Annotated in this window: 20 protein-coding genes and 2 pseudogenes; 14 read left to right on the top strand and 8 right to left on the bottom strand. The window is 60.4% G+C overall.

Annotation, left to right across the window (positions count from 1 at the left end):
- Positions 1-50 precede the first annotated feature (50 nt).
- The 8 genes from AC0NIL_RS28715 to AC0NIL_RS28680 are packed head-to-tail and all read left to right on the top strand — an operon-like array spanning position 51 to position 6,349.
- On the top strand, positions 51-227 hold the full coding sequence (locus tag AC0NIL_RS28715; RefSeq protein ID WP_473574233.1) for a hypothetical protein: 177 nt from the start codon (positions 51-53) through the stop codon (positions 225-227).
- Between the two features lie 9 nt (positions 228-236).
- Positions 237-608, top strand: coding sequence for a Clp protease/crotonase-like domain-containing protein (locus tag AC0NIL_RS28710; RefSeq protein WP_128177393.1), 372 nt, complete (start codon positions 237-239; stop codon positions 606-608).
- The gene (locus tag AC0NIL_RS28705) at positions 593-1,756 is read left to right on the top strand and encodes an acyl-CoA dehydrogenase family protein (RefSeq protein WP_473574232.1); all 1,164 of its coding nucleotides are present in this window, start codon (positions 593-595) and stop codon (positions 1,754-1,756) included. Before AC0NIL_RS28710 ends, AC0NIL_RS28705 begins: the two co-directional genes overlap by 16 nt.
- Positions 1,757-1,758: 2 nt before the next feature.
- Positions 1,759-2,880, top strand: a complete 1,122-nt coding sequence (locus tag AC0NIL_RS28700) for a zinc-binding dehydrogenase (protein WP_128177388.1) — start codon at positions 1,759-1,761, stop codon at positions 2,878-2,880.
- A 2-nt stretch (positions 2,881-2,882) separates the two neighbouring features.
- Positions 2,883-3,932 carry a mandelate racemase/muconate lactonizing enzyme family protein gene (locus AC0NIL_RS28695; RefSeq protein WP_473574231.1) on the top strand — a complete coding sequence of 350 codons (1,050 nt, stop codon included), beginning with the start codon at positions 2,883-2,885 and terminating at the stop codon, positions 3,930-3,932.
- 19 nt (positions 3,933-3,951) lie between these two features.
- The gene (locus AC0NIL_RS28690) at positions 3,952-4,701 is read left to right on the top strand and encodes an enoyl-CoA hydratase-related protein (protein WP_473574230.1); all 750 of its coding nucleotides are present in this window, start codon (positions 3,952-3,954) and stop codon (positions 4,699-4,701) included.
- A 2-nt stretch (positions 4,702-4,703) separates the two neighbouring features.
- On the top strand, positions 4,704-5,225 hold the full coding sequence (locus AC0NIL_RS28685) for an acyl-CoA thioesterase (protein ID WP_473574229.1): 522 nt from the start codon (positions 4,704-4,706) through the stop codon (positions 5,223-5,225).
- Positions 5,226-5,230: 5 nt separating this feature from the next.
- Positions 5,231-6,349, top strand: a complete 1,119-nt coding sequence (locus AC0NIL_RS28680) for a mandelate racemase/muconate lactonizing enzyme family protein (protein WP_473574228.1) — start codon at positions 5,231-5,233, stop codon at positions 6,347-6,349.
- A gap of 41 nt (positions 6,350-6,390) precedes the next feature.
- On the opposite strand, the pseudogene AC0NIL_RS28675 reads toward AC0NIL_RS28680, so the two are convergent.
- Positions 6,391-7,381: pseudogene (locus AC0NIL_RS28675) on the bottom strand (IS481 family transposase).
- A 458-nt stretch (positions 7,382-7,839) separates the two neighbouring features.
- Here AC0NIL_RS28675 and AC0NIL_RS28670 point away from each other — a divergent pair.
- The 5 genes from AC0NIL_RS28670 (at position 7,840) to AC0NIL_RS28650 (ending at position 11,491) form a co-directional block, all read left to right on the top strand.
- Positions 7,840-8,238, top strand: coding sequence for a CoA transferase (locus tag AC0NIL_RS28670; protein WP_474048297.1), 399 nt, complete (start codon positions 7,840-7,842; stop codon positions 8,236-8,238).
- A 503-nt stretch (positions 8,239-8,741) separates the two neighbouring features.
- The gene (locus tag AC0NIL_RS28665; RefSeq protein WP_473574159.1) at positions 8,742-9,164 is read left to right on the top strand and encodes a helix-turn-helix domain-containing protein; all 423 of its coding nucleotides are present in this window, start codon (positions 8,742-8,744) and stop codon (positions 9,162-9,164) included.
- The gene (locus AC0NIL_RS28660; RefSeq protein ID WP_473574160.1) at positions 9,161-9,868 is read left to right on the top strand and encodes an IS3 family transposase; all 708 of its coding nucleotides are present in this window, start codon (positions 9,161-9,163) and stop codon (positions 9,866-9,868) included. Before AC0NIL_RS28665 ends, AC0NIL_RS28660 begins: the two co-directional genes overlap by 4 nt.
- A complete protein-coding gene (locus tag AC0NIL_RS28655) occupies positions 9,783-11,156 on the top strand; it encodes an IS30 family transposase (RefSeq protein ID WP_473574161.1) in 1,374 nt (457 codons plus the stop codon). Before AC0NIL_RS28660 ends, AC0NIL_RS28655 begins: the two co-directional genes overlap by 86 nt.
- Positions 11,157-11,299: 143 nt before the next feature.
- A complete protein-coding gene (locus AC0NIL_RS28650) occupies positions 11,300-11,491 on the top strand; it encodes an IS3 family transposase (protein WP_474048295.1) in 192 nt (63 codons plus the stop codon).
- 128 nt (positions 11,492-11,619) lie between these two features.
- Here AC0NIL_RS28650 and AC0NIL_RS28645 read toward each other — a convergent pair whose 3' ends face one another.
- The 5 genes from AC0NIL_RS28645 to AC0NIL_RS28625 all read right to left on the bottom strand — a co-directional run bounded on the left by AC0NIL_RS28645 (position 11,620) and on the right by AC0NIL_RS28625 (position 17,309).
- Positions 11,620-12,387 carry a class I SAM-dependent methyltransferase gene (locus AC0NIL_RS28645; RefSeq protein ID WP_473574162.1) on the bottom strand — a complete coding sequence of 256 codons (768 nt, stop codon included), beginning with the start codon at positions 12,385-12,387 and terminating at the stop codon, positions 11,620-11,622.
- A 273-nt stretch (positions 12,388-12,660) separates the two neighbouring features.
- Entirely contained in the window at positions 12,661-13,782 is a 1,122-nt protein-coding gene (locus AC0NIL_RS28640) for an alcohol dehydrogenase family protein (RefSeq protein WP_287300738.1), read from the bottom strand.
- A gap of 643 nt (positions 13,783-14,425) precedes the next feature.
- Positions 14,426-15,355, bottom strand: coding sequence for an isopenicillin N synthase family dioxygenase (locus AC0NIL_RS28635; RefSeq protein WP_473574163.1), 930 nt, complete (start codon positions 15,353-15,355; stop codon positions 14,426-14,428).
- On the bottom strand, positions 15,352-16,059 hold the full coding sequence (locus AC0NIL_RS28630) for a class I SAM-dependent DNA methyltransferase (RefSeq protein ID WP_473574164.1): 708 nt from the start codon (positions 16,057-16,059) through the stop codon (positions 15,352-15,354). The genes AC0NIL_RS28635 and AC0NIL_RS28630 overlap by 4 nt, the downstream gene beginning before the upstream one ends.
- Positions 16,056-17,309, bottom strand: coding sequence for an NAD(P)-dependent oxidoreductase (locus AC0NIL_RS28625; RefSeq protein ID WP_474048293.1), 1,254 nt, complete (start codon positions 17,307-17,309; stop codon positions 16,056-16,058). Before AC0NIL_RS28625 ends, AC0NIL_RS28630 begins: the two co-directional genes overlap by 4 nt.
- 519 nt (positions 17,310-17,828) lie before the next feature.
- On the opposite strand from AC0NIL_RS28625, the pseudogene AC0NIL_RS28620 reads away from it, so the two are divergent.
- Positions 17,829-18,017, top strand: a pseudogene (locus AC0NIL_RS28620) (IS630 family transposase); the annotation flags it as partial.
- Between the two features lie 292 nt (positions 18,018-18,309).
- On the opposite strand, the gene AC0NIL_RS28615 reads toward AC0NIL_RS28620, so the two are convergent.
- Positions 18,310-19,899, bottom strand: a complete 1,590-nt coding sequence (locus tag AC0NIL_RS28615; RefSeq protein ID WP_473574166.1) for a carbamoyltransferase C-terminal domain-containing protein — start codon at positions 19,897-19,899, stop codon at positions 18,310-18,312.
- A gap of 89 nt (positions 19,900-19,988) precedes the next feature.
- On the bottom strand, positions 19,989-20,540 hold the full coding sequence (locus tag AC0NIL_RS28610) for a hypothetical protein (protein WP_473574167.1): 552 nt from the start codon (positions 20,538-20,540) through the stop codon (positions 19,989-19,991).
- Positions 20,541-20,995 lie beyond the last annotated feature (455 nt).

The following is a 20,995-nucleotide window of genomic DNA, read 5'->3' as shown; positions in this document are numbered from 1 at the left end:
CGGAGGACCGCACGTCGATCTACGACTACCGCGCTCACTACGTCCATCAGTTGGAGGAGTTCACCACTCCTTGGACCGTCACCAAGCCGGTCTCGATCCACAACTACGCCATGGGCAAGCGTTTCGAGCTCTGTTCTGCGAACGTCTCGATCGTCACCTCCGACACCCGAATGGGCTACAACGAGGTCCGCTATGGCGTGTTCGGGCACTGCATGTTCCTGCCTTGAGTGGTGAACTTGAAGACCGCTAAGGACCGTCTGCTGACCGGCCGGGAGCTGGCCGCCGCCCAGACGAAGGAAATGGGCTTGGTCACGGAGGTGGTCGAGCCGGACCAACTCGCGGAAGCGACCTGCCGCAAGGCCACCTTGATGGCACGCCTGCCGCGCGAGATGCAGCAGATGCACAAGATGTATCTGAACCGCGGCTACGAGATGCAGGGGCTCAGGACGGCGACCGACTACTACCTTGAGCAGGTTGCCATTATGGGCGCACAGCCTATGCCCGAATATGCGGAGTTCAGTCGGATGACTGCTGAGGAGGAACTCCGGGCTGCCCTCGATCACGCCAATTCTCGTTACGAAGAGCTGGACGGATGGACTTCTCGCTGACCGAAGAGCAGGTGATGCTCTCCAAGACGGCCCGTAACTTCTGCGAAACCGAACTCATCCCCCACGAGGCGTTGCTAGAGCGGACGAGTGAACTGCCGCGCGAACTGGAACTCGACATCCGCCGCAAGGCGATGGCACTCGGACTTCACGCCTGCAATATGCCAGAAAGCGTGGGCGGAGCCGCACTGGACTGCGTGTCCTTCACGCTTGTCGAAAAAGGGCTGTCACGGGCATCCCTGGCCCTGGCCGAGTGCGTTCGTCGGCCAAACAACATCCTAGCGGCGTGCCAAGGGGAGCAGATCGCCCATTTCCTCGAACCCGTGATGCGGGGGGAGAAGCGGGAATGCATCGCCATGACGGAGCCGGACGCAGGCTCCGATCTCAAGGGCATGAAAACCCGTGCCGTCGAGGACGGCAGCGACTGGATCATCAACGGGACGAAGCACTTCATCTCGAATGCCCAGAACTCAGATTTCGTGATCCTGTTCGCGGCTACTGGAGAGGAAGAGACGTCGAGCGGTCCCCGCAAGCGCATCTCGTGCTTCCTCGTGGACCTCGACACTCCAGGTCTCGAAGTCGCCACGGGCTACGACCACATGGGTCACCGCGGCTACTACAACAACATCCTGAACTTCGACAGCGTCCGCGTCGAAAACTGGCAGATGGTCGGCGGCGAAGGCGAGGGTTTCAAGGTGGTGAGTGACTGGCTCGGGCCAGGCCGCCTGACGGTGGCCGCCGTTTGCGTTGCCCGTGCGGAACGTGCTTTCGAGGTCGCTGTCGACTTCGCGGCCCAGCGAAAGCAGTTCGGACAGCCGATCGGCAAGTTCCAGGGAATCAGCTTCCCGCTTGCCGACATGGCGACCGACATCCGCATCGGCGACCTTCTACTGATGAACACGGCGTGGAAGGTGGACCAGAGCGCGCCAACGATCGCCGAGGACTGCGCCATGGCGAAGGTCTGGTGCTCTGAGATGCTCGGGCGCGTGGCCGACCAGGCCATCCAGACCTGCGGCGGCATGGGTGTAATGGCCGACCTGCCGCTGGAACGGATCTACCGTGACGCTCGCGTCGAGCGCATATGGGAGGGAACCTCCGAGATACAGCGTCACATCATAAGCCGACAGCTCATGCGCGTGAGAGGAGCGTGAACATGACAGCGAACAAGATGACGGCCGTGCACCTCGTCGGTCACGGCGGCCTCGACAAGCTGGTCGTTCGCAACGACGTTGCCGTTCGCCAGCCTGGTCCCGGCGAGGTTCTCGTCAACGTGACTGCCGCTGGCATGAACAACACGGACATCAACACGCGCACCGGCTGGTACAACAAGCAGGTCAGTTCGGGCACCACGGCGGAAGGAGGCAAGAGCGGTTTCGGGGTGGCTGAGAAGGGCATGGGTGACTGGGAGGGCGGGCTCTCATTCCCGCGCATACAGGGCGCCGACGCCGTCGGCTACATCGTGGCCGTCGGCGAGGGCGTGGACGTGAGACGGATCGGGGACCGTGTCGTCTGCGATCCCTATATCCGCGATCCGGAAGATGTCGAAGGATTCGACAGCGCAGGCTTCCTGGGGTCCGAGCACGACGGCGCGTTCGCCCAGTTCACCACCGTCCCGACCGTCAATGCTGTCTCGATCCCGAAGGACTTTCCGCTCTCGGATGCGGCACTTGCGACCCTTCCCTGTTCGGGCGGCACGGCCATGAACATGCTCTCGATGGCCGGCGCGAAGGCAGGCGATATTGCGCTCGTCACAGGCGCTTCCGGCGGTGTCGGCACGTTCTTGGTGCAGATCCTGAAGGCTCTTGGCGTGACCGCCATTGCGGTTGCGGGCAAGTCGAAGATAGCGAACGTCTCCGAACTCGGCGCCGATCACGTGATCGACCGCGAGACACCGGACCTCGTCTCCGCGGTGCTGGCGATTACGGGCGGCAGGAAGCTTAGCCTCGTCGCAGACGTGGTCGGCGGCGACCGGTTCCCCGATCTCCTGAAGCTGCTGCGCCGTGGTGGCCGCTACGTGACAGCAGGGGCCATCGGAGGCCCGAAGGTCGATCTCGACCTGCGGACGCTCTATCTCAAGAACCTGTCGCTGTTCGGTTCCACGGTCTACCTGCGCGACACGTTCCCGCGGCTTATCGACCTGGTCGTCTCCGGCCGGATCAAACCGTTCAGCACGAAGTCCTGGCCGCTGGATCAGATCCACACCGCTCAGTCGGAGTTCTTCGCGAAGAAGCACGTCGGCAGCATCGTCCTCCTGCCTCCCAAAGTGCAGGACTAGAAGTGAAGATCACCGCTCGAAACGACTGTTCTGGGCATCGCACGGACGAAGGGCTCGTTGGCTGGGGCAAGACGATGCCCCCGCCTAGTTACTACCTGCCGACGTCGCCGCAGACGCACGTCGCGGGTCTGGACCTTATCGCCCCGATCCTTTTCGGCCCTGATCCACGCAACCACCGCGCACGGATGGAGGAGATGGTCTTCGCGATGCGCGGACATAAGCCGACGAAGTCGGTCATCGACATGGCTCTCTGGGACCTCGTCGGAAGGGCTAGGGGTCTGCCGCTAGTTGACCTGTGGGGCGGCAGGGTCGTCGACGACATGCCTGTCCTGTGCCTCGTCAGCACGGGTACGCCGGAGGAGCAGCCTGCCGAGATCGCGGACTTCCGCGCTCGGAGCTACAAGCTCTTCCAGATCAAGATCGGCGACCGTTCGCCTTTAGAGGAAATCGCCCGCATCCGGGCTTGCCAGGGCGACGTGCGCGAAGGCGAGCGCTGTTGGTTCGACGCCAACCGCGCGTGGACCATCGACCAGGCCATTCGCATCATGTCGCTATGCCACGACATCGCGCCCCTCTTCGAGCAGCCCTGCGAATCCTACGAGGACTGCCTGACGGTCGCCCGTCACACGGGCATGGGGTTCATGCCCGACGAAGCCATCGAGGACCAGCCGAGCTTCATCCGGGCCGCCGCCCGTGACGGCATCATCAATGTTGCCGTCCTCATGATGGGTTCGACAGGTGGTGTCCCGCAGCACCGCCATTTGACCGAGCTTGGTCTATGGCTCGGCATCCCCATGCGCATCGAGGACTTCTACGGCACGGGCCTGGCACCCACCGCCGTCGCCCATCTCGCTCAGGGCCTGCCCAAGGTGGCATGCTTCGGCCTGTACGATTACCACCTGCCGGAAGTCCCGGTGGTGAAGAACCCGTTCCGGCTTGTGGACGGTCGCGTCAAGGTTCCGACGACTGTGGTCCGGGTCTTGGGGTGGACGTCGACATGGATGTTATTGGAAAACCGATCATGGAGAGGCATGCGTGAGTTCCTCAGTTAGAACGGAAAGACGTGGCCGCGTGCTCGAGATCGTTCTCGACCGGCCGAAGGCGAACGCCATCAACGCCGCGACGTCGAAGGAACTGGGCGAGGCGTTCCGCACCCTCAATGAAGACGTCAGCCTCTCGGTCGCTATCATCACCGGCAGCGGCGACAGGTTCTTTTCCGCGGGCTGGGATCTCAAGGCAGCCGCCGAGGGCGAATCGCCGGACGCCGACCAAGGCATTGGCGGGTTCGCGGGCCTCACCGAGTACTGGGGTCTGAAGAAGCCCGTCATCGCGGCGGTGAACGGGCTGGCACTCGGCGGCGGGTTCGAGCTTGCCCTGGCCGCCGACCTGATTGTCGCGGCCTCGCATGCGAAGTTCGGCCTCACGGAAGCGGCCATTGGTCTCATTGCCGATGCTGGCGGCGTGATCCGTCTTCCGCGCCTACTTCCACGGCCCATAGCAATGGAGATGCTTTTCACCGGGAGGCAAGTCACCGCGCATATGCTGAAGAGCTGGGGTCTCGCAAATGAGGTCGTGCCCGGCGGCCAGCTGTTGTCGGCCGCGCGCGAGCTTGCCGATCGGATCGCCGCATCGGCGCCTCTGTCGTTGCAGGCGATCAAGGAGATCGACCGGGCGACCGAAGGGCACGGAGAACGGGAAGCCTACCGGATCATGCGCGAGGCCGATCTGCCCGTGTACCGACGCGTCTATGGGAGCGAGGACGCAGCCGAAGGAATGGCGGCTCTATCGGAGAAGCGCGCACCCAACTGGAAAGGACGCTGACAATGGCGGAAGTCTATGATGCCCCGTTGCCTTGGACGGGCAAGATCGAAGCGCCGCTTACGCTGTTCCGGGCGGACGTTCGGGAAGAGTGGATCGACGTCTTCCAGCACGTGAATGTCGCTCATTACTTGACCATAGGTGACCACGCGAACTGGGCTTTCTGGAACTGGCTGAACGGTCCCGACAGCACGATGGAAGCGCGCGATGGCCATGAGTACGTCATCGTCGAAAACCACGTTCACTACATCAACGAGCTGGCGTTGGGCACGCCGATCCATGTCACCACGCAGCTCATCGGCGTGGACAACAAGCGCTTCGTCCTCTTCCACCACATCTGGAAGTCGGAGACGAACGAGCTGGCAGCCACGAACGAGGTGAAGTGTCTCGGGTTCGACCTGACGGAGCGGCGGCCGGAGAACTGGCGGCCTTTGGTCGCGGAGCGGCTCGAACAGATACTCCAAGCGCAGTCCGGACACGAAATCCCGGCGGTTGCTGGCCAAGGTATCGCCGTGAAGAAGAGGTAACACCCATGCGCATCGAACGGATAACACTCTACTCCGTGCCGATTGACGTCGGCATGGAACTCACCCGGTACGTCGCCAGCCAGTCGATCAATCCAGCGCTCGATGTGCTCGTCGTGAAGATCGAGACGGACAGCGGGCTGATTGGCTGGGGCGAGGTTTCCTCCGCGCCGCCGTACTATCTGCCGGAACTGTCCGCCGGCGCACGCGAGGGCATCCGTCACGTCGCGTCCGTGGTGTTGGGCCGCGATCCCCGGCGGGTGGCGGCGATCCTACGGGACATATCCGCTGCGCTCAGGGGTCATGGAAACGCAAAGACCGCCTTGGAGATGGCGCTCTGGGACCTCGCCGCCAAGGCGCATGGCGTGCCGTTGATCGACCTGTGGGGCGGACGCGTTTCAGAATCCGCCCCCGTTCTCTCGGTAATCCGCATCGGCACGCGCGAGCAGACGATCGCTGCGTTCGAAGCCGAGCGAAAGAAGGGCTATTCGCGCTTTCAGGTCAAGGTCGGAGCCGGAGAAGTGCACGAGGACATAGCCACCATCCGGATGGTGGAAGAACTCGCTCTCCCTCACGAACGCCTCTGGTACGATCCCAATCGCGGTTGGCTCGTCGACGATGCGATCCGAGTGATCAAGGCGCTGCGCGAACTCTCCCCGATGATCGAGAATCCGTGCGAAAGCTACGAGGAGTGCCGGACGGTCGTCAAGCGCACCGGAGTTCGGATCATGTTGGACGAGGTGATCGATAGCCCTCGGCGGTTCCTCGAGGGTGTGGAGGATCAACTACTCGATGTCGCGTCGCTAAAAACATCCTGCATCGGCGGCATCGAGGCGACCAGACAGGCGATGCAGCTTGCCAACATACTCGGTATCCCGGTTCGGATTGAGGACTATTATGGCTCCGGGATCCTCCTCGCGTGCGTGACACACCTTGGCCATACGCTGCCCCGGAATCTGGTATTCGGCCTCTACGACTACGTCAGTGACAATCTGCCGCTCGTGAAGAACCCGCTTGCTGTTGTGAATGGCGAGATACGCCTGCCGGACGATTGCGGTCCGGGGCTTGGCGTCGAGGTCAACGAGACTATCCTGGGTGAGCCTGTTGCGATCCTCGGGCTAGCCTGACCGCCGGGCAATACGTGGGCTGGCGGATCACATTTCAGCGGTTAGGTGTTTAGTCCCGGCATTTGCTGGAGCGGATCAAGCTTGAAGCGTTCTGGCTGCGCAGCCCATGCCTTGCAAATGAACTCGTAGGGCGTGGCCCTTGAGGGTCTTGAGCCTGCGGGCGAAGTTGTACGCAGCGACGAAGTCGGTGAGGTGCTGCCGGAGCTGATCGTGGTTCTCATAGTAGAAGCGCTTGACGGTGGCGTCCTTGATGGTCCGGTTCATTCTCTCGACTTGGCCATTGGTCCATGGATGCCTGACCTTGGTCGTGCGGTGGTCGATGTCGTTCCTGGCGCACGTGTATTCGAAGGCGTGCGCCCGAAACAGCTCGCCGTTTGCCATTGCTTCCTTGATCAGCGGCACGGCCGAGCCACCGGCGCCGGGCGTGGTGAATTGGATGCCGTTGTCAGTGAGTACAGTGTGTATCTTGTAGGGGACTGCGCCGATCAGCCGGAGCAGAAACTCTTTAGAGACAGCGGTAGTGGCCTTCTCGTGCAGCTCGACGAAAGCGAACTTGGAGGTGCGGTCGATGGCGACGAACATGTGCAGCTTGCCCTGTTCGGTGCGCACCTCGGCGACGTCGATGTGGAAGTAGCCGATCGGGTAGCTTTTGAACTTCTTTCTTGCCGGCTTGTCGCCTTCGACATCCGGCAGCCGGCCGATGCCATGGCGTTGCAGGCAGCGATGCAAGGACGAACGCGTCAGGTGCGGGATCGTCGGCTGCAAGGCGTAGAGGCAATCGTCCAGCGGCAGCAGCGTGTACCGGCGGAAGGCGACGATGACGGCCTCTTCCTCGACAGATAGAACCGTCGATCTCGGCTCTTTCGGACCGGTCGGCAGATCGGTCACCGAAGTCCGCTCCCGCCATTTGGCGACAGTCTTCTGATTGATGCCGTAGCGCTTGGCCAGCGTCCTCAGGCTCTCTTGACTATGCTGTATCGCTCGACGGATTGCCTCTGTCGTCGTGGCGCTCCCATGAAGAACTTGGCCCATAGTGCATCCCTCGATTCGGAGGATAAGGATGCCCCATCAAAGCCTGGGATCAAACAGTTAGGCCAACAATCTGACGGAAAAGGCTGGAAGCCAACTTGGTCAATTTCGCGATTGGCTTAGGAGAAGTATTTGTTCTCGCACATCAGATCTCGAAGATCAGTGACCAGATCCTGATTGTCGCTGGTGACGCTCGAGGGTGAAGACCGCTTTGACCGGCAGCATCAGGTGATCGACATGGCGATCCAATGCTCGCGGGACGCGGCGGTCCCAACGGCGCCCTGGCCAGGGGAAAATCTCGTCTTTTGCTGAACTTCAAGTCGAAGACGGATCGGGCTGATCTGCTCGAACGCTTCGGCACCTCGGCACCGCGGACGTCTTCATCAGCGAAATGCGGCCCGGCAAGCTCGAGAGTCTCGGCCTTGGCTGGGGCGTCCTGAAATCCCGCAAATTCTCGGCTGGTGCTCTGCGAGATCACTGGCTACGGCCGTGACGTGCCTCACGCGGCAAGGGCGGGACACGACATCAACTATTTGGCGTTCTCCGGTGCCCGTTCTCTCATCCGCGACGAACATAACAAGCCCGTCGTTCCGCAGAACCTAATTGGCGACTATGCGGCGGGCATAGCCGACGGCATCCGGCACCTCCTTTCCGACATCTCGGCTGCGACGATCCTTGGCGGCCATTCCGAGGAATCCTGGTCGGGTTCCGTGGGCGGCGGGATGTCGACCGCGGCCCACCGGTCCTGTCGCTGGCCGAAGCCATCCGTTTGGGCTGCCGCAGATGCCAGACGTGGTTGGCAAGGGCCAGGGTACCGCGGAGGAAAGATCCCGACACATCCTCCCATCGGCACTTCTTGAACTGAACGACGAGCTCAGCTGATGCGCCAGAGAGGGGCATAGTCCATAGCTCTGAAAACGATGACAGCCATGCATCTGACCGGGCACGGAGGAGTCGAGAAGCTCAAAGTGCGGGACGACGCAGCGGTGCCAGCGCCCCCAACCAAGGCAAACGACGCCCGAAGTCGTCGCCGTCTGAGGCGAGGACGACGGCAGCACTTGAGCTCGCTGCGCCCCGCGTGAGGAGGCGCGCAGTTACATCGCAGAAGGCGAACCCTGAGGCGCGACCCCACCAGACGTAGAGGGGTCCATGTTCTGAGTTCGTTTCAAAGAATGTGGTGTCGGAACGGCGAATGCGAGCATGACCCGTACCGCGATAGGTTACAGCACAGCGGATGACGAACTGCGTGTTTCAGAAATTCGCGGACACCCATTCCGCTAATTCGCGGACAGCGATGGAGTGCACCCCCAGACTGAGACAAGGAAAATCGCGGACAGTTCCCCGCAAGGAGAGGAACTGGGGCATGGCCGGACGGCAAAGAGTTATTGATGAGGACCAAAAACTGGAGCTTCTCCAGCGCATGGAGGCGGGCGAAACTGTCAGCAAGTTGGCGGATGAGGTTGGAATCAGTCGCCAACGACTTTACGAGTGGCGTGATCAACTCAGACTCCGCGGTAATCTGAAGTCACGCCGGCGCGGCCGGCCGGCCAGATCGACAGCAGGAGCTGACGGGATCGCGCAGTTGCAGAGCGCAGTTGATGTGCCGGCGGCTCAGGAAAAGGCACTCACCAAGGCCAGGCGCCGGATCAGGGAATTGGAGCAGAAAGTCGGGCAACAGCAACTCGATCTCGATTTTTTTCGAGAAGCCTTGCGGCACTTCGAGGGAGATCATCGTCGGAGCAACGCTTCTGGCGAAACGGGATCTTCAGGGTCATCGAAAAAATGACGACCGGTCTGTCGCAAGGCGAATTCAACATCGATAGAATGTGCTGGCTCGCTGGCGTCAGCCGCGCGAGTTATTACCGTTACTGGCTGGATTCCGCACCGCGTCGGGCCGAGACAGGTTTGCGCGATCTCATTCAGAAGCTGGCTCTCGGCAACGCGCACTACGGCTACCGCCGGATCGCAGCCCTGCTGCGGCGGGAGGGGTGGCAGGTCAATCATAAATGCGTTCTACGGATCATGCGTGAAGACAATCTGCTGTGCCTGCGGGCGAGACCTTTTGTTCCCGCAATGACGAACTCGAGACATGGTTGGCAAGTCGTGCCGAACCTTGCCAGGGGCATGATCCTCAGTGGGGTCAACCAGCTATGGGTTGCCGATATCACTTTCCTCCATCTGGCTGAGGAGTTTGCTTTCCTTGCCGTTGTGCTTGACGCCTATAGCCGCAAGGTGGTCGGCTGGGCATTGGATACGCACCTCAGAGCAAGCCTTGCCATCGAGGCCCTCGAGATGGCCATCGCTGATCGCCGGCCCGAACCCGGGAGCCTCGTGCATCATTCCGACCGCGGGGTTCAAGGCGGATTCAAGCGGTCGTCGCAACACCTAAACGAAGGAGGTTGCGATGGACATTCAAAAGCGACGGTCACACCGTTCTGGACGAGCGCCGCTGCCGTCACCGGGACGGCCGCCAGTAGCGGGACGATCTGAACTCCAGCGATTCTGGTTGGGGATCGCGCAAGGAATGACCAGCGAGGATGCTGCATTGGCGGCTGGTATGTCGCAGCCTGTCGGTACCAGATTGTTCCGACAGGCGGGCGGCATGGCACCAGCGATGTTCAGATCTTCGACCAAGCCGCCGTCCGGGCGGTACCTCTCGTTTGTGGAACGTGAGGAGATCGCACTACTTCGCATTCAGGGCCTTTCGAGACGCGAGATCGGGCGCCAACTTGGCCGATCCGCCTCGACCATCTCCCGCGAGCTACGACGCAATGCCGCGACGCGCAGCGGTGGCCTGGAGTATCGTGCATCGACAGCCCAATGGCATGCCGAGCGATCGGCCCGTCGGCCCAAACCGACCAAGCTTGCGCTCAACACGACCTTGCGCACTTATGTGGAGCAGAGACTTGCCGGCGTCGTCATGACCCCGAGCGGCGCTCCCGTTCCTGGTCCCGCCGTTTCGTGGAAGGGCCGCCGGCATGGCCCGCGAAAGAATTGGCGATGGGCCAGGGCCTGGAGCCCGGAACAGATTGCCCGACGCTTGCCGATCGACTTCCCGGACGACGAGACGATGCGCATCAGCCACGAAGCCATCTATCAGGCCCTTTTTGTCCAGGGCCGGGGAGCGCTACGCCGCGAACTGTCGGCCTGCTTGAGAACGGGGCGCGTGTTGCGGGTCCCCAGGGCGCGCGTACGCGGGCGAGGCAAGAGCTTTGTCTCACCGGAGATCATGATCAGTCAACGCCCCGCCGAAGCGGTCGATCGCGCGGTGCCGGGTCACTGGGAGGGAGACCTCATCCTTGGTCTTGGCAGTTCGGCGATCGGCACGCTGGTTGAGCGTACGACACGCTTCACGATGTTGCTGCATCTTCCCCGACTTGCGGGGCATGGCGAAGCTCCGCGCACGAAGAATGGCCCTGCTCTCGCAGGACACGGAGCTGAAGCTGTGCGTGACGCGATTACGCGCACCATCATCACCTTGCCCGAAGAGTTGCGTCGTTCGCTGACCTGGGATCAGGGAGCCGAAATGGCTCAGCATGATCGTCTCAAGATCGACGCGGGTGTCCAAGTCTACTTCTGCGATCCGCAAAGCCCATGGCAGCGTGGCACCAACGAGAACACCAATGGACTGCTGCGTCAGTACTTCCCGAAAGGCACCGACCTGAGCGTCCACAGCGCCGACGAGATCGCCGCCGTGGCCGCGGCCCTCAATGCCCGACCGAGAAAAACTCTGGGCTGGAAAACACCGGCAGAGGCGCTTGACGAGTTGCTGTCGTGAGTGAACACAATTGGTGTTGCGACGACCGCTTGAATCCGCCCAATACGCGTGTGGAGCGTACTCCGAACTTCTGAACCGTCACGGTATCCAGGCGAATGAGCCGTGTCGGCAATCCTTACGATAATGCGAAGGCGGAGAGCTTCATGAAAACCCTGAAACAGGAGGAGGTGCAAGGTCTCGCCTATAAGGATGCAGATGATGCCCGAAGGCGCATCGGCGCTTTCATCGATACCGTTTACAACACGCAGCGCCTACATTCGGCGCTCGATTATCTCACGCCGGAAGAATACGAACAGAAGCATTCAGGTGGACGACGGATGGAAAAGGCGGCATAGCTTGAACGCGGGACGGTGTCCGCGATTGTCCTTGTCTCAGTCTGGGGGTGCACTCCACTGCTGTCCGCGATTTAGCGGAACGACTGTCCCGTTTTTGCGAAATACGCAGACGAACGGGGGACACCGCCTTAGGTCGGGCGACGGCCCCTGAGATAGCAAGGGATGAGGCAGCCGGAATCGAGTGCTGCCTGGCGGCCCTTGGCACTGGAGAGACGGCTCTCGGCCATCTCCGTGCCGACGATCGCCGCAAGCTTCTGGCGCACCGGACCCGCGAGTAGCGCTACCTCGTTGCGGTTGACCTCCTGCAGTTCGTGGCGGCGATCGGTGACCCTTGGTTCGGCGAAACCTGCGTCGATGAGCGCCTGAAGGGCGTCCGCGGGCTGCGTGAAGGCGAATTTCAATTGCAACTTCGAGAGCCAGGCAAGAACGACCGCGCTCTCGGCGGCGCCCTCCGACCAAAGCCAATCAGCAGCAATGAGCCAGCCACCAGGCTTCAGCACGCGCAGGAGTTCTGCATAGAGAGGCCGCTTGTCGGCGATGTGTAACAGCGAATCCTTGGAGAAAACCACGTCGAAGCTGGCATCCGCAAACGGGAGCTTCCCCGGTTTGACCAGCTGGAAGGTGACGCGCCCGGCGAGCCCCTTCCTGGCCGCTAGATGGCGGGCCGATTCGATCAGCTGCGGCTCGACATCGATGCCGACCACCGCGGCCGCACCGTGCTGGGCCGCCAGCAGCACATCGATGCCGCCGAGGCCGGAACCGATATCGAGCACACGGCGGCCCGAAAGGTCGACGCCCTCCAGCATCTGCGTGACCTCCTCCGGACCGCCCGGCGAAAGAATGCCCTCGCCCCAGACGAATTCCAGGGCATCGGTCAAGTCCTTGTTATACTGCATAGATGACTCTCCAGTGGCGAGAAGGATTTGGGACGATTTGTCGTCCGGCTGCTTTCCCAGCAGCCTGGTTGCGTCTCCTTGGCGACGCGTACTAGGTCAGGGCTCCGATATTGCCAGCGATGAGTTTGCCGAGTTCCGATCGGACGTGTCAGCCGCAGCAGCGGATGTCAGCGGACGGATTACTGCGTTCCCAACGGAATCCTCTCTAAACATACCGATAGGGTTTTGGATTGTTTGATCGTGTGCTGCGCGTTCTTGATGATGCGCAGTAGGTCACGTGGATGTCCCACGCGCAACGGTAACGACGATGTTCCCAATGTGGCGCTTTTCCATGAAAGCCTGCTGCGCCTTTGCGAGATCCGGCAGTGCATACTCCGCTGCGAGGAGAGGCCTCAGGAAGCCACGTTCAATCAGATCGACCAATCGCCTTGCTGTTCCCGGCGGCACGATCGTCGCACCGGTCAGTTGAAGGTCCTTGTAGATGAGTTGCCTGAGGTCAAAATCGACTATTGGTCCCGAAATGGCGCCGGAACTCGAATAGCGTCCACCGTGGCGCAAGGCACGGACGAGCTGGTGGAAGATGCGGCCTCCCACGACGTCGAGCGCGACGTCGACGGCGCCGCCGGCCGCTGTTCGGATCGCCTCGGACATTTCCGGCGTCTCGCGATCGACCACGGCGTCGGCGCCAAGCTTCTTCAAAACGCTCGATTTGGACCGTGATGCAATTGCGATGATCCGAGCTCCGCGCAATCGGCACAACTGGATCGCAGCAGTTCCCACGCCCCCAGAAGCGCCGGCGATTACGACGATTTCTGCCGGCTTCAGGCCTGTGCGCGCCACCAAATTCTCTGCCGTGGCGTAGGCGCAAGGGAACGTTGCGAGTTGGGCATCGGACAAATCGCAGTCAACGCGAAGCGCATTTTCGGAGCGTATAGTCGTGAATTCAGAAAAGCCGCCGTTGCATTCCGATCCGAAGTAGATGGCGCTCGAAGGATTCATCCAGTCCCCCGAACCGAGAAGCCAGGGATCCACGATGACCCTTTCGCCGATCCGAGTAGAACTCACGCCCCCACCGACCGCGGCAATCCTGCCCGCCACGTCGGAACCTTGAATAAGCGGGAAGCTTATCTCGGAGCTTCCCCAACTGCCTGTGTCAAACTCAGCATCGGCAAATCCGGCGCTTCCAGTAACGGGGGTAATGCCGTCAGTGACACGCTTGGAATACCAAGCCGTGCGCGTATTGATGTCCGCGTTGTTCAGGCCGCATGCGCCGACCTCAACGAGCACTTCTCCAGCGCCCGGCGTCGGAACGGGCCAGTCTTCACGATACTCAAGCTTGTCAAGACCGCCGTGACCAGTGAGGATTACAGCACGCATGGATCTCTTCAGGTTCATAATTGCTCCTCAAAGCTACGAGAATGTCGACAGCGACATACCGGCTCGCTGAGACTTCCGATATCTGGGCGACTCCAATGCGAGAGCCGTCAATGTGTCTGGCGCCCTGTCCGGGAACCGTATCCATGCCGGGATGGTGATGGCTAGGCCAACTCGCCAGGAGGTTCCTGGTCGCGTGGCGGTCCCATTGTTCGATTGATTGCATCCAGCACTGCAGGTGCGGGCGGAACATCGAGGACTTTTTCCGGAACGAACGTTGGGTGCCCGATTTCCTGGCGAGTTGGATCGGCCACCGCAAAGCCCGTCAGGAGAGCTATTGCGATCAACGACCTGACCGGGAACATCTGCCAAAGCGGCAAATCGCCGCTTATCAGTCTCACTGGCGCGTTCTGGGTCACCCTGAAAAAGGCCGCGCGCACTGCAAATCCTATTGCCGCGGAACTCCCTGTGGGTTCGAGAGGAAGGCCGGGGGGTGCTACAGTTGAGCGTAGTGAAGGGATCTCGTTCATACAGTCAGGACATTCGTGGCCTCTCGCACGGGACGGCGGTCGAGGCCCTTCTGATGAGTTCTTCCAGCGGCGCATTGCGTTTAGGAGCGATTGCGTCGTCACCATGTTTACGCAAGCCGACAAAGCCGAACGACTTACTGCAACTCTCGTGCTCGTCCGGCGCCATTCCCAGTTTCCCAGATCGAGCTGAAGTTGCCTAACATCACACTCGCGACGCTTAAGGTTTTCTTCCCTTGCCGGGACGTCAGGCGAGCGTCGATGTCGGGATAGATAAAGAAGGGAAGGGAAATACGTTCGGCCGGACCGGTGTGCACGACCTGATGGGGCGTGCTCTTGAATCGGTCATCGCTCAAGGTTTGAAGCATGTCGCCCAGATTGACAACGAGACTGTCGGGCAAGCTCGGCGCAGGCACCCAGCGCCCGGCGAACCACACCTGCAAGGAGCGTGTGGGGAGTTCCTCCTGCAACAGCAGCGTGAAGAAGCCATTGTCGGTATGCTTTCCGGCCATGCCGCCAGTGGAAGGATACCGGATCACGCGCTGCAGAACCGTCGGCGGGCTGAAATGCCGTCGGAACCAGCCCTCTTCCATTTCGAGCAGGTCGGCCAGCGCCATCCCGAGCTTCGGCACAACGTCATTGACCACGGTAGCTTGCAAAGCAAGGAGGCTTCGAGCGAAACCAGGAGCCACCGCGTCATCCGGGAGGCGTGTGCGACCAGCAAACGGACGCCGGTCGCCTTCGTTCTCGATTCCGAGGTCGAACATTTCCTTCGGATCGGGGCCGGCCTCGGGATGTAGCACCTCGCCGTACAACGGACTGTATCCACGGGCGGTAGCAGGGTACACGTCTTGGGCGGAGTGATCGAAACGTTCCTTTGTCGCCTGTGGCAACGCGAAGAACCGCCGGGAAGCCTGGATCGCTTTTGCGATCTGTTCTTTCGGGATGCCGTGCTCAAGGTAAAAGAATCCGTACTCCTCGCAGGCCAGGCGTAGGCGCTCGCGCTCTTGGTGTCGCGTTGTATCGGCGGCCAGTTTTGCTAGTGAGATTTGCGGGAATGTGGTCATAGCTGCTGCTCCGTTTCTGCGCAGGCCCTATCGGGCACTTTGAAAAACCAGTAATGCGCGCCCTCCTTCGCAATATATTTTCCGTCGTTTAGGCACTGTGTCGTCTCGAGCACGCCGGCATCCTGCAGAGACCGGACCTCATCTTCAAAGGAAGTGGCCTCCGCATAGCTCTTGCGGGTGCTTGCGATGATGAATCCGTTGGGGCGCGTCACGCGAGCCAATTCGCGCAGTGCGTCCGGTCGGATGTGCCCGAGCGTGAAGACGCCGCAGCAGACCGTAATGTCATAAGTCGCGCTGGAATAGTCGGAGAGCAGCCCGTTAAGGTCAACATTGCCTTGGACACGACGGTAGACGCCAGTTTGCCTGGCCTGTTCGGCCATCTCCTCGGAGAGGTCGATCCCGTCGATCAACCGGAAGCCGAGGCGTTCCAGTTCCACGCCGACGAGGCCTGTTCCGCAGCCAGCGTCCAGGATTGCGATGGCTGCTCGGTCATCGGCCAAATACGCCGTCTGCACGGTGCCTGCCAGTTCCGCAACAACCGTCGGCCCGCAGTATTCCTCGCGACCAACATCCAGTTCATAGGAACTGGCCCATCCGCGATAGAAGTGGGTCAAGCGATCGACATCGCCGTCGAGAGCATGGGAGTCCTTGATGCGCTTTCGTGCGGCCCGCTCCAACGCCGTCTCCTGGTCGAGGGTGGTCATGACAGTTTCCTCCGTGTAGGGCAGATGAGATGCGGTACAGTGGTCACCGCTGGCGCAATGGCCGTGTCTGAATCCATAGGGCGCTCGTTGCCGTATTGCTGAGCATGGCTATCCGACCATGCTGAGGCGCCTACGCTCCAGGTGATGACGTCGCGGATCAGGCCATCGTTCAAGCCCATGCCGCGCCCAAGATCAAACGCCTCGTCAAGGATCAGGCGATTGACGTGGGTGAGCTCGCCGACCAGCGAGTTGAGCAAACGCATCTGGATGTCACTGAGGGGGACGTCGTCGAGCGGAAACACATGCCCACGCTTAGGTTTGACCCGTCCGACGCGATCGGTCAGGAATTCTTGGTCTGGCGGATGCGCGGGGTCGGCACCGTAGTTGGATGGCGCGCGATAGCCCGGCACTTGCAGTCGAACGCCGAAGGCCACCTCCGCCAGCTCGACGACCCGCAGATGGCTGTCGTATCGGTCGAACTTCCGTCCCGCCTCGCTATAACGCCTTTCGACCGCGCGCCCGATCGGGAGTCCCACGCCGAGTTCGTCGGCCAGGTGGACGGTCAAGCCCATATCCTTCACCGTGATCTCCAGAGTGCAAGAGCGATCGTAGCTGCCATCCAGGAGAAACGGGACGAACTGCTCGACTGCAACGGAGTTCGCGGAGGAGGCGACAAACTTGCGCCACGCCTGCTGGGCTGGAACGCCTTCTTGCACGCTTTGGCAGAGCGCTTGGCCGCTCGCAACGGCTGCAGTGTAAAAGAGCAGGTTCGTCAGTAATTTGACTGATTGGCCCTGACCGATGTCGCCGACAGGGAAGGAGACGGCTCCCATGGTTTGCAACACTGCCTCGCAACGCCCATAGGCCTCCGATGGCCCGCCGACGAAGAAGCTCACATTGGCGAAATCGACGCCCATGTGGGACAAGTTGCTCACGGGCGCTTCTAGTGAATCGACGCCAATTGCTGCGGCTCGGCGGGCGATCTCGATCGTGTTGTGGTAGTCGGTGGTGGACGTATCGATCCACACGCTCCTCGGTGCCATTCCGGCCAAAGCACCTTGCTCGCCCGTCATGGTGTCAAAGACGTCGTCCGGCAGCGGCAAGCAGGTGATGACAATATCGCAATCGCGGGCCGCATCACGCGGTGCGTCATGCCACCGGGCTCCCTTTTCAACCACGTCTTTCGCGGCGGCAGGCTCGATGTCGGAGACGTCCACCTGATAGCCGGCATGCAGGAGCTTGGCGATCATTGGTCGTCCCATGCTGCCGGCACCAATGAATCCGATGCGTTCGACGTCGCGGGAACGGGTAGCGCGCATGGCCCTTGGAGCCTCCGCAGCAGACATGGGACGTCCTTTACAAGCAAAGTCAAGGATGGGTGTACTCCTGGTACAACCTCAACGTATCAGCATTTATGCAGAATAAAACCAAATTACCGTCAATAAAAATGAAAAGAACATTAACTATCTGTTGCATTATTATTTAATCTCATATCTGTCACGTAACATTTTGGGGAGATACGATCGGCAATCGAGGGCTTGTTCGACGAAATGCGAAATTGCCGGGACTCGCTTGGAATTCCCCGCTGGTTTAGCTGCACTTTCACGAAGCACGACCGCGAAGCGATTCGTGGGGTTCCGGCATTTGTGCGCCACCGGCGCCTACTTCGCCTCGTTCCCAGGCGCCACTAGTCCGGTGAGATTGGACTGTTTGCATCAATAATAGGCGACACGTGGCGACCAAACTGCTCTATGAAGCCGCAAGCTGCCAGCTCCTTCGGGCTGCAGCCGCATCGCTCGGAGACGTTCAAGCTGTCGAGTGATCCGCTGTTCGTCGACAAGGTTCGCGACATCGTCGGGCTCTACCTGTCACCGCCCAACAGGGCACCGGTTTTGAGCGTCGACGAGAAGAGCCAGATCCAGGCACTCGATCGGAGCAACCGGTCCTGCCGATGATGCCGGGCATGCCGGAACGCCGCCACCTCGCTGTTCGCGGCGCTCTGGCGTCCGGCTTTGTGATCGGCAAATGCTACAAGCGGCACAGGGCGACCAAGTTTCTGGACTTCCTCAAGCAGATCAACGCCAATGTGCCGCCCGATCTCGTCGGGCTAACGAAGGCGAACAATGTTGATAGTCTCATCCATGGCGTATCGCTCTCCTTGAGGTCCTGGCAAGCTTTAACCACCCGCCTCGATGCGCTGCCTCTTCTCAAACCGTTTCCGCGATTGCTCGGAGGGATGCGCCTCCTACCTTATGCGGTCTCTTTCTGTCCACTCGACGCCGTGAGGGACCCCTCCTTGATGAGATAAAAGGCATCGTTAATCACGAATCCGTCAAGACCAGCAGCCCGGGCATAGGTCAGCAAATCGCTTGCGCGATTGATGAAGCCGGTGCCGTTGAAGTTCAGCGATGTGTTGCAAAGTACACCGACTCCGCTTTTTGCCTTGAACGTGGTAAGCAATTGAAAAAGCTGCGGGTTCTGCTTCCACGAAACTGTCTGCGCCCGGGCCGTGCCGTCAGCATGCGTGACAGCCTTCAACCGGCTATCAAGAACCTTCTGGAAAAGAAGCATGTGGGGCGACGGACGTGCCAAGTCGAAGTGGAGCGCGACGTCCTCTTCCAGGCAAACCGGCGCGATCGGGCGGAAACCCTCCCGGTTCTTGATGCGGTTTAAGCGCTCATGGGTTGCCTTGGAGAAAGGCGCCGCGAGAATTGACCGGTTGCCGAGCGCCCGTGGCCCGATTTCGCAATTCCCTTGTACCCAGCCGATCACCTTGTCATCGAGCAACGCCGACGCCACCTGACCGTAGTCGAGTGGATGGACCTCGAGCCCGGTGCGGTCAATTTCGTCAAGAGCGAAGGGCTGGCCTGAATAGACGTTCCATTTGATCTTCGCATTGCCGGTGAAATGCCGCATCGCGTCGACTGCGGTCCCGATCGCCGAGCCTGCATCGTTTGCGCAAGGAGGAATGAAAACATCGGAAAAAAGGTTTGTTTCGAGCCATCTGCGGTTCCACTCGCAATTTAACCCGCACCCACCGGAAATCAGCAGCGGGTAGCCCTTTGTCAGGTTCTTCTTCGCGAAAGTGTGGAACGAATCGAAGATGGCGTCTGAAACGCGCTTAGCGAGGTTGGTAAACTTCTGGTGGGTTACGCCAATGTTGTAGTAGGGAGAATTCCGCAGATCCTCCTTGGGCAAGGGGTACACATCGCTTGAAAGCAGGAAATCGATTAGCGCCTGCTCGTCCGAGTCAGGGGATCCCGCCTTCCCATAGGCGCAAAGCGCCATTAGCTTGCCGGCGTCTTCGCGGCGCGGTTCTCCTTTGGGCAAAGTGAATTTAGGATCGGCGAGCGCATAAAGGAAAGAATATTTGTGGCCAGGATTTGCCATCGCTTTCCCCAAATGCACGACCTGCAGGTATTCATCGATTTCATAGAAATCGCCGCACCATCCTTCCCAGATCAGCGCGTAACAGGGTGTCCCGGCGGGGAATGGCGACATGCTGTAGGAGCCCCAGAGATGGGACCGCTCGTGCGTCGAGGAATAGAAATGCACCTTGCGACCGAAAATGGTTCTCTTGCCGACAATTTCCGATCCCTGAGCTATGCCGTAGTAGCCTACCGCATCGTGGCCGAATCCCGTACACCACCCACCGACGGCAATAACATCCGGAATAGCGTCCAGGCGCCCAGCGGCATCGAGGATAGTCGTCGGGTTAATAGTCGAATATCTCGGAAAGCTATCCTTCTCAGCCTCATATGAATAAATCAGCTCGCCTGCTGATACATCCAACGCTGCAATTGTGCCATCATGGTCCGGTTTGAATGACATTATCCTCATGCTATTACTCCTTGGGCGCAATGCCGCTTGTCTCCACAAAATTTCTTAGTCCGCTGATCGATCCCGTCATTTCCTCTGCGACAGAACAATCAGTGGTCGATTCGGCCGATCTTCTCGAAGAGCGCCGGATGTTCGATAAACCACAGGCGCTCGCTCTCGGCGGTGCGGTCTAGATGACCAGACACGCCGAGGGATTCGGAATCGGTTTCTAAGATTACCGGCGCGGTGAGCGGATCCGCGCCAAGCTTCCACAGCTGTACGGTGCGCGCGTAACCGCAGCGGGTGGCCATGCCATCACCACTGGAAAGCAAAAGCGTGCCAAGGTCGAGCCGATTAGTGCCGCCCTTGGCCTCCAGATCGAGCAGTAACTCCCCCCGGGGATCGGCCATCATATAGGCCTTAGTTCGGCGGCACAGTCCGCGCAGGTTTCGGGCGTCTCGCCAGAAATTGTAGAGGTACTGTCCGCAGCGCCTGACCAGGGGAATGTTGATCGCTGTGAGGGCCGCGCGGTCGCGCTCGAACTTCGTTCCACCGAAGTGCTCCAACGTCCTTGCCGACTGGCTGGCGGCCCAGGCACGTGCGCGGTCGCCCTCTACATCTTCAAGCGAACGGTAGGGGGGACGGACATCAAATGCGGTCATGTCGGGACACCTGAAGAATGAGAGCGCAAAGTTCGGCGGCGACCGCATATTCGGCAAGCGTGATCATGAATGATCTCTCCTAATCCGCGGCGCCGCAGCGCGTTTGTGGATAGCACCGCATGTGTCGTGCCAAATGAAAAAACATTTCAGAACAATGTGATCACTCTGAACGCATTGTGTCTAATGTCCGACTTCGTCGAAGATCTAACAATGACCGCAAGCGTAAGCGCCTGATCGATCTCCTGTGCGAACCCACAGAACACCTGTGAACTCAAGCAGCGGAGTGTCGATACCGATCAATACTCCCCATAATCTTCCCCAGTTTGGCGTTGCCGCCGGTCCTCCGGAGCGCTCCCCGGAGGACCGGCGACGCGTCATCACTGATACTGCTCTCGATGATCGAGAGGGGAATGGCGGTGATCAAACTCGGGGAGATAGTCATGGTCTTGCCTATC

It is taken from the genome of Mesorhizobium sp. WSM1343, assembly GCF_055901535.1.
Note: the sequence above shows the minus strand (reverse complement) of the source record. Positions and strands in the feature narration are given on the sequence as shown.

Excerpts from the sequence above, each read along its gene's own strand:
- AC0NIL_RS28705 (WP_473574232.1), top strand. The coding sequence starts at position 593 with ATGGACTTCTCGCTGACCGAAGAGCAGGTGATGCTCTCCAAGACGGCC.
- AC0NIL_RS28700 (WP_128177388.1), top strand. The coding sequence starts at position 1,759 with ATGACAGCGAACAAGATGACGGCCGTGCACCTCGTCGGTCACGGCGGC.
- AC0NIL_RS28685 (WP_473574229.1), top strand. The coding sequence starts at position 4,704 with ATGGCGGAAGTCTATGATGCCCCGTTGCCTTGGACGGGCAAGATCGAA.
- AC0NIL_RS28680 (WP_473574228.1), top strand. The coding sequence starts at position 5,231 with ATGCGCATCGAACGGATAACACTCTACTCCGTGCCGATTGACGTCGGC.
- AC0NIL_RS28665 (WP_473574159.1), top strand. The coding sequence starts at position 8,742 with ATGGCCGGACGGCAAAGAGTTATTGATGAGGACCAAAAACTGGAGCTT.
- AC0NIL_RS28660 (WP_473574160.1), top strand. The coding sequence starts at position 9,161 with ATGACGACCGGTCTGTCGCAAGGCGAATTCAACATCGATAGAATGTGC.
- AC0NIL_RS28655 (WP_473574161.1), top strand. The coding sequence starts at position 9,783 with ATGGACATTCAAAAGCGACGGTCACACCGTTCTGGACGAGCGCCGCTG.
- AC0NIL_RS28650 (WP_474048295.1), top strand. The coding sequence starts at position 11,300 with ATGAAAACCCTGAAACAGGAGGAGGTGCAAGGTCTCGCCTATAAGGAT.
- AC0NIL_RS28645 (WP_473574162.1), bottom strand. The coding sequence starts at position 12,387 with ATGCAGTATAACAAGGACTTGACCGATGCCCTGGAATTCGTCTGGGGC.
- AC0NIL_RS28640 (WP_287300738.1), bottom strand. The coding sequence starts at position 13,782 with ATGAACCTGAAGAGATCCATGCGTGCTGTAATCCTCACTGGTCACGGC.
- AC0NIL_RS28635 (WP_473574163.1), bottom strand. The coding sequence starts at position 15,355 with ATGACCACATTCCCGCAAATCTCACTAGCAAAACTGGCCGCCGATACA.
- AC0NIL_RS28630 (WP_473574164.1), bottom strand. The coding sequence starts at position 16,059 with ATGACCACCCTCGACCAGGAGACGGCGTTGGAGCGGGCCGCACGAAAG.
- AC0NIL_RS28625 (WP_474048293.1), bottom strand. The coding sequence starts at position 17,309 with ATGATCGCCAAGCTCCTGCATGCCGGCTATCAGGTGGACGTCTCCGAC.
- AC0NIL_RS28615 (WP_473574166.1), bottom strand. The coding sequence starts at position 19,899 with ATGAGGATAATGTCATTCAAACCGGACCATGATGGCACAATTGCAGCG.
- AC0NIL_RS28610 (WP_473574167.1), bottom strand. The coding sequence starts at position 20,540 with ATGACCGCATTTGATGTCCGTCCCCCCTACCGTTCGCTTGAAGATGTA.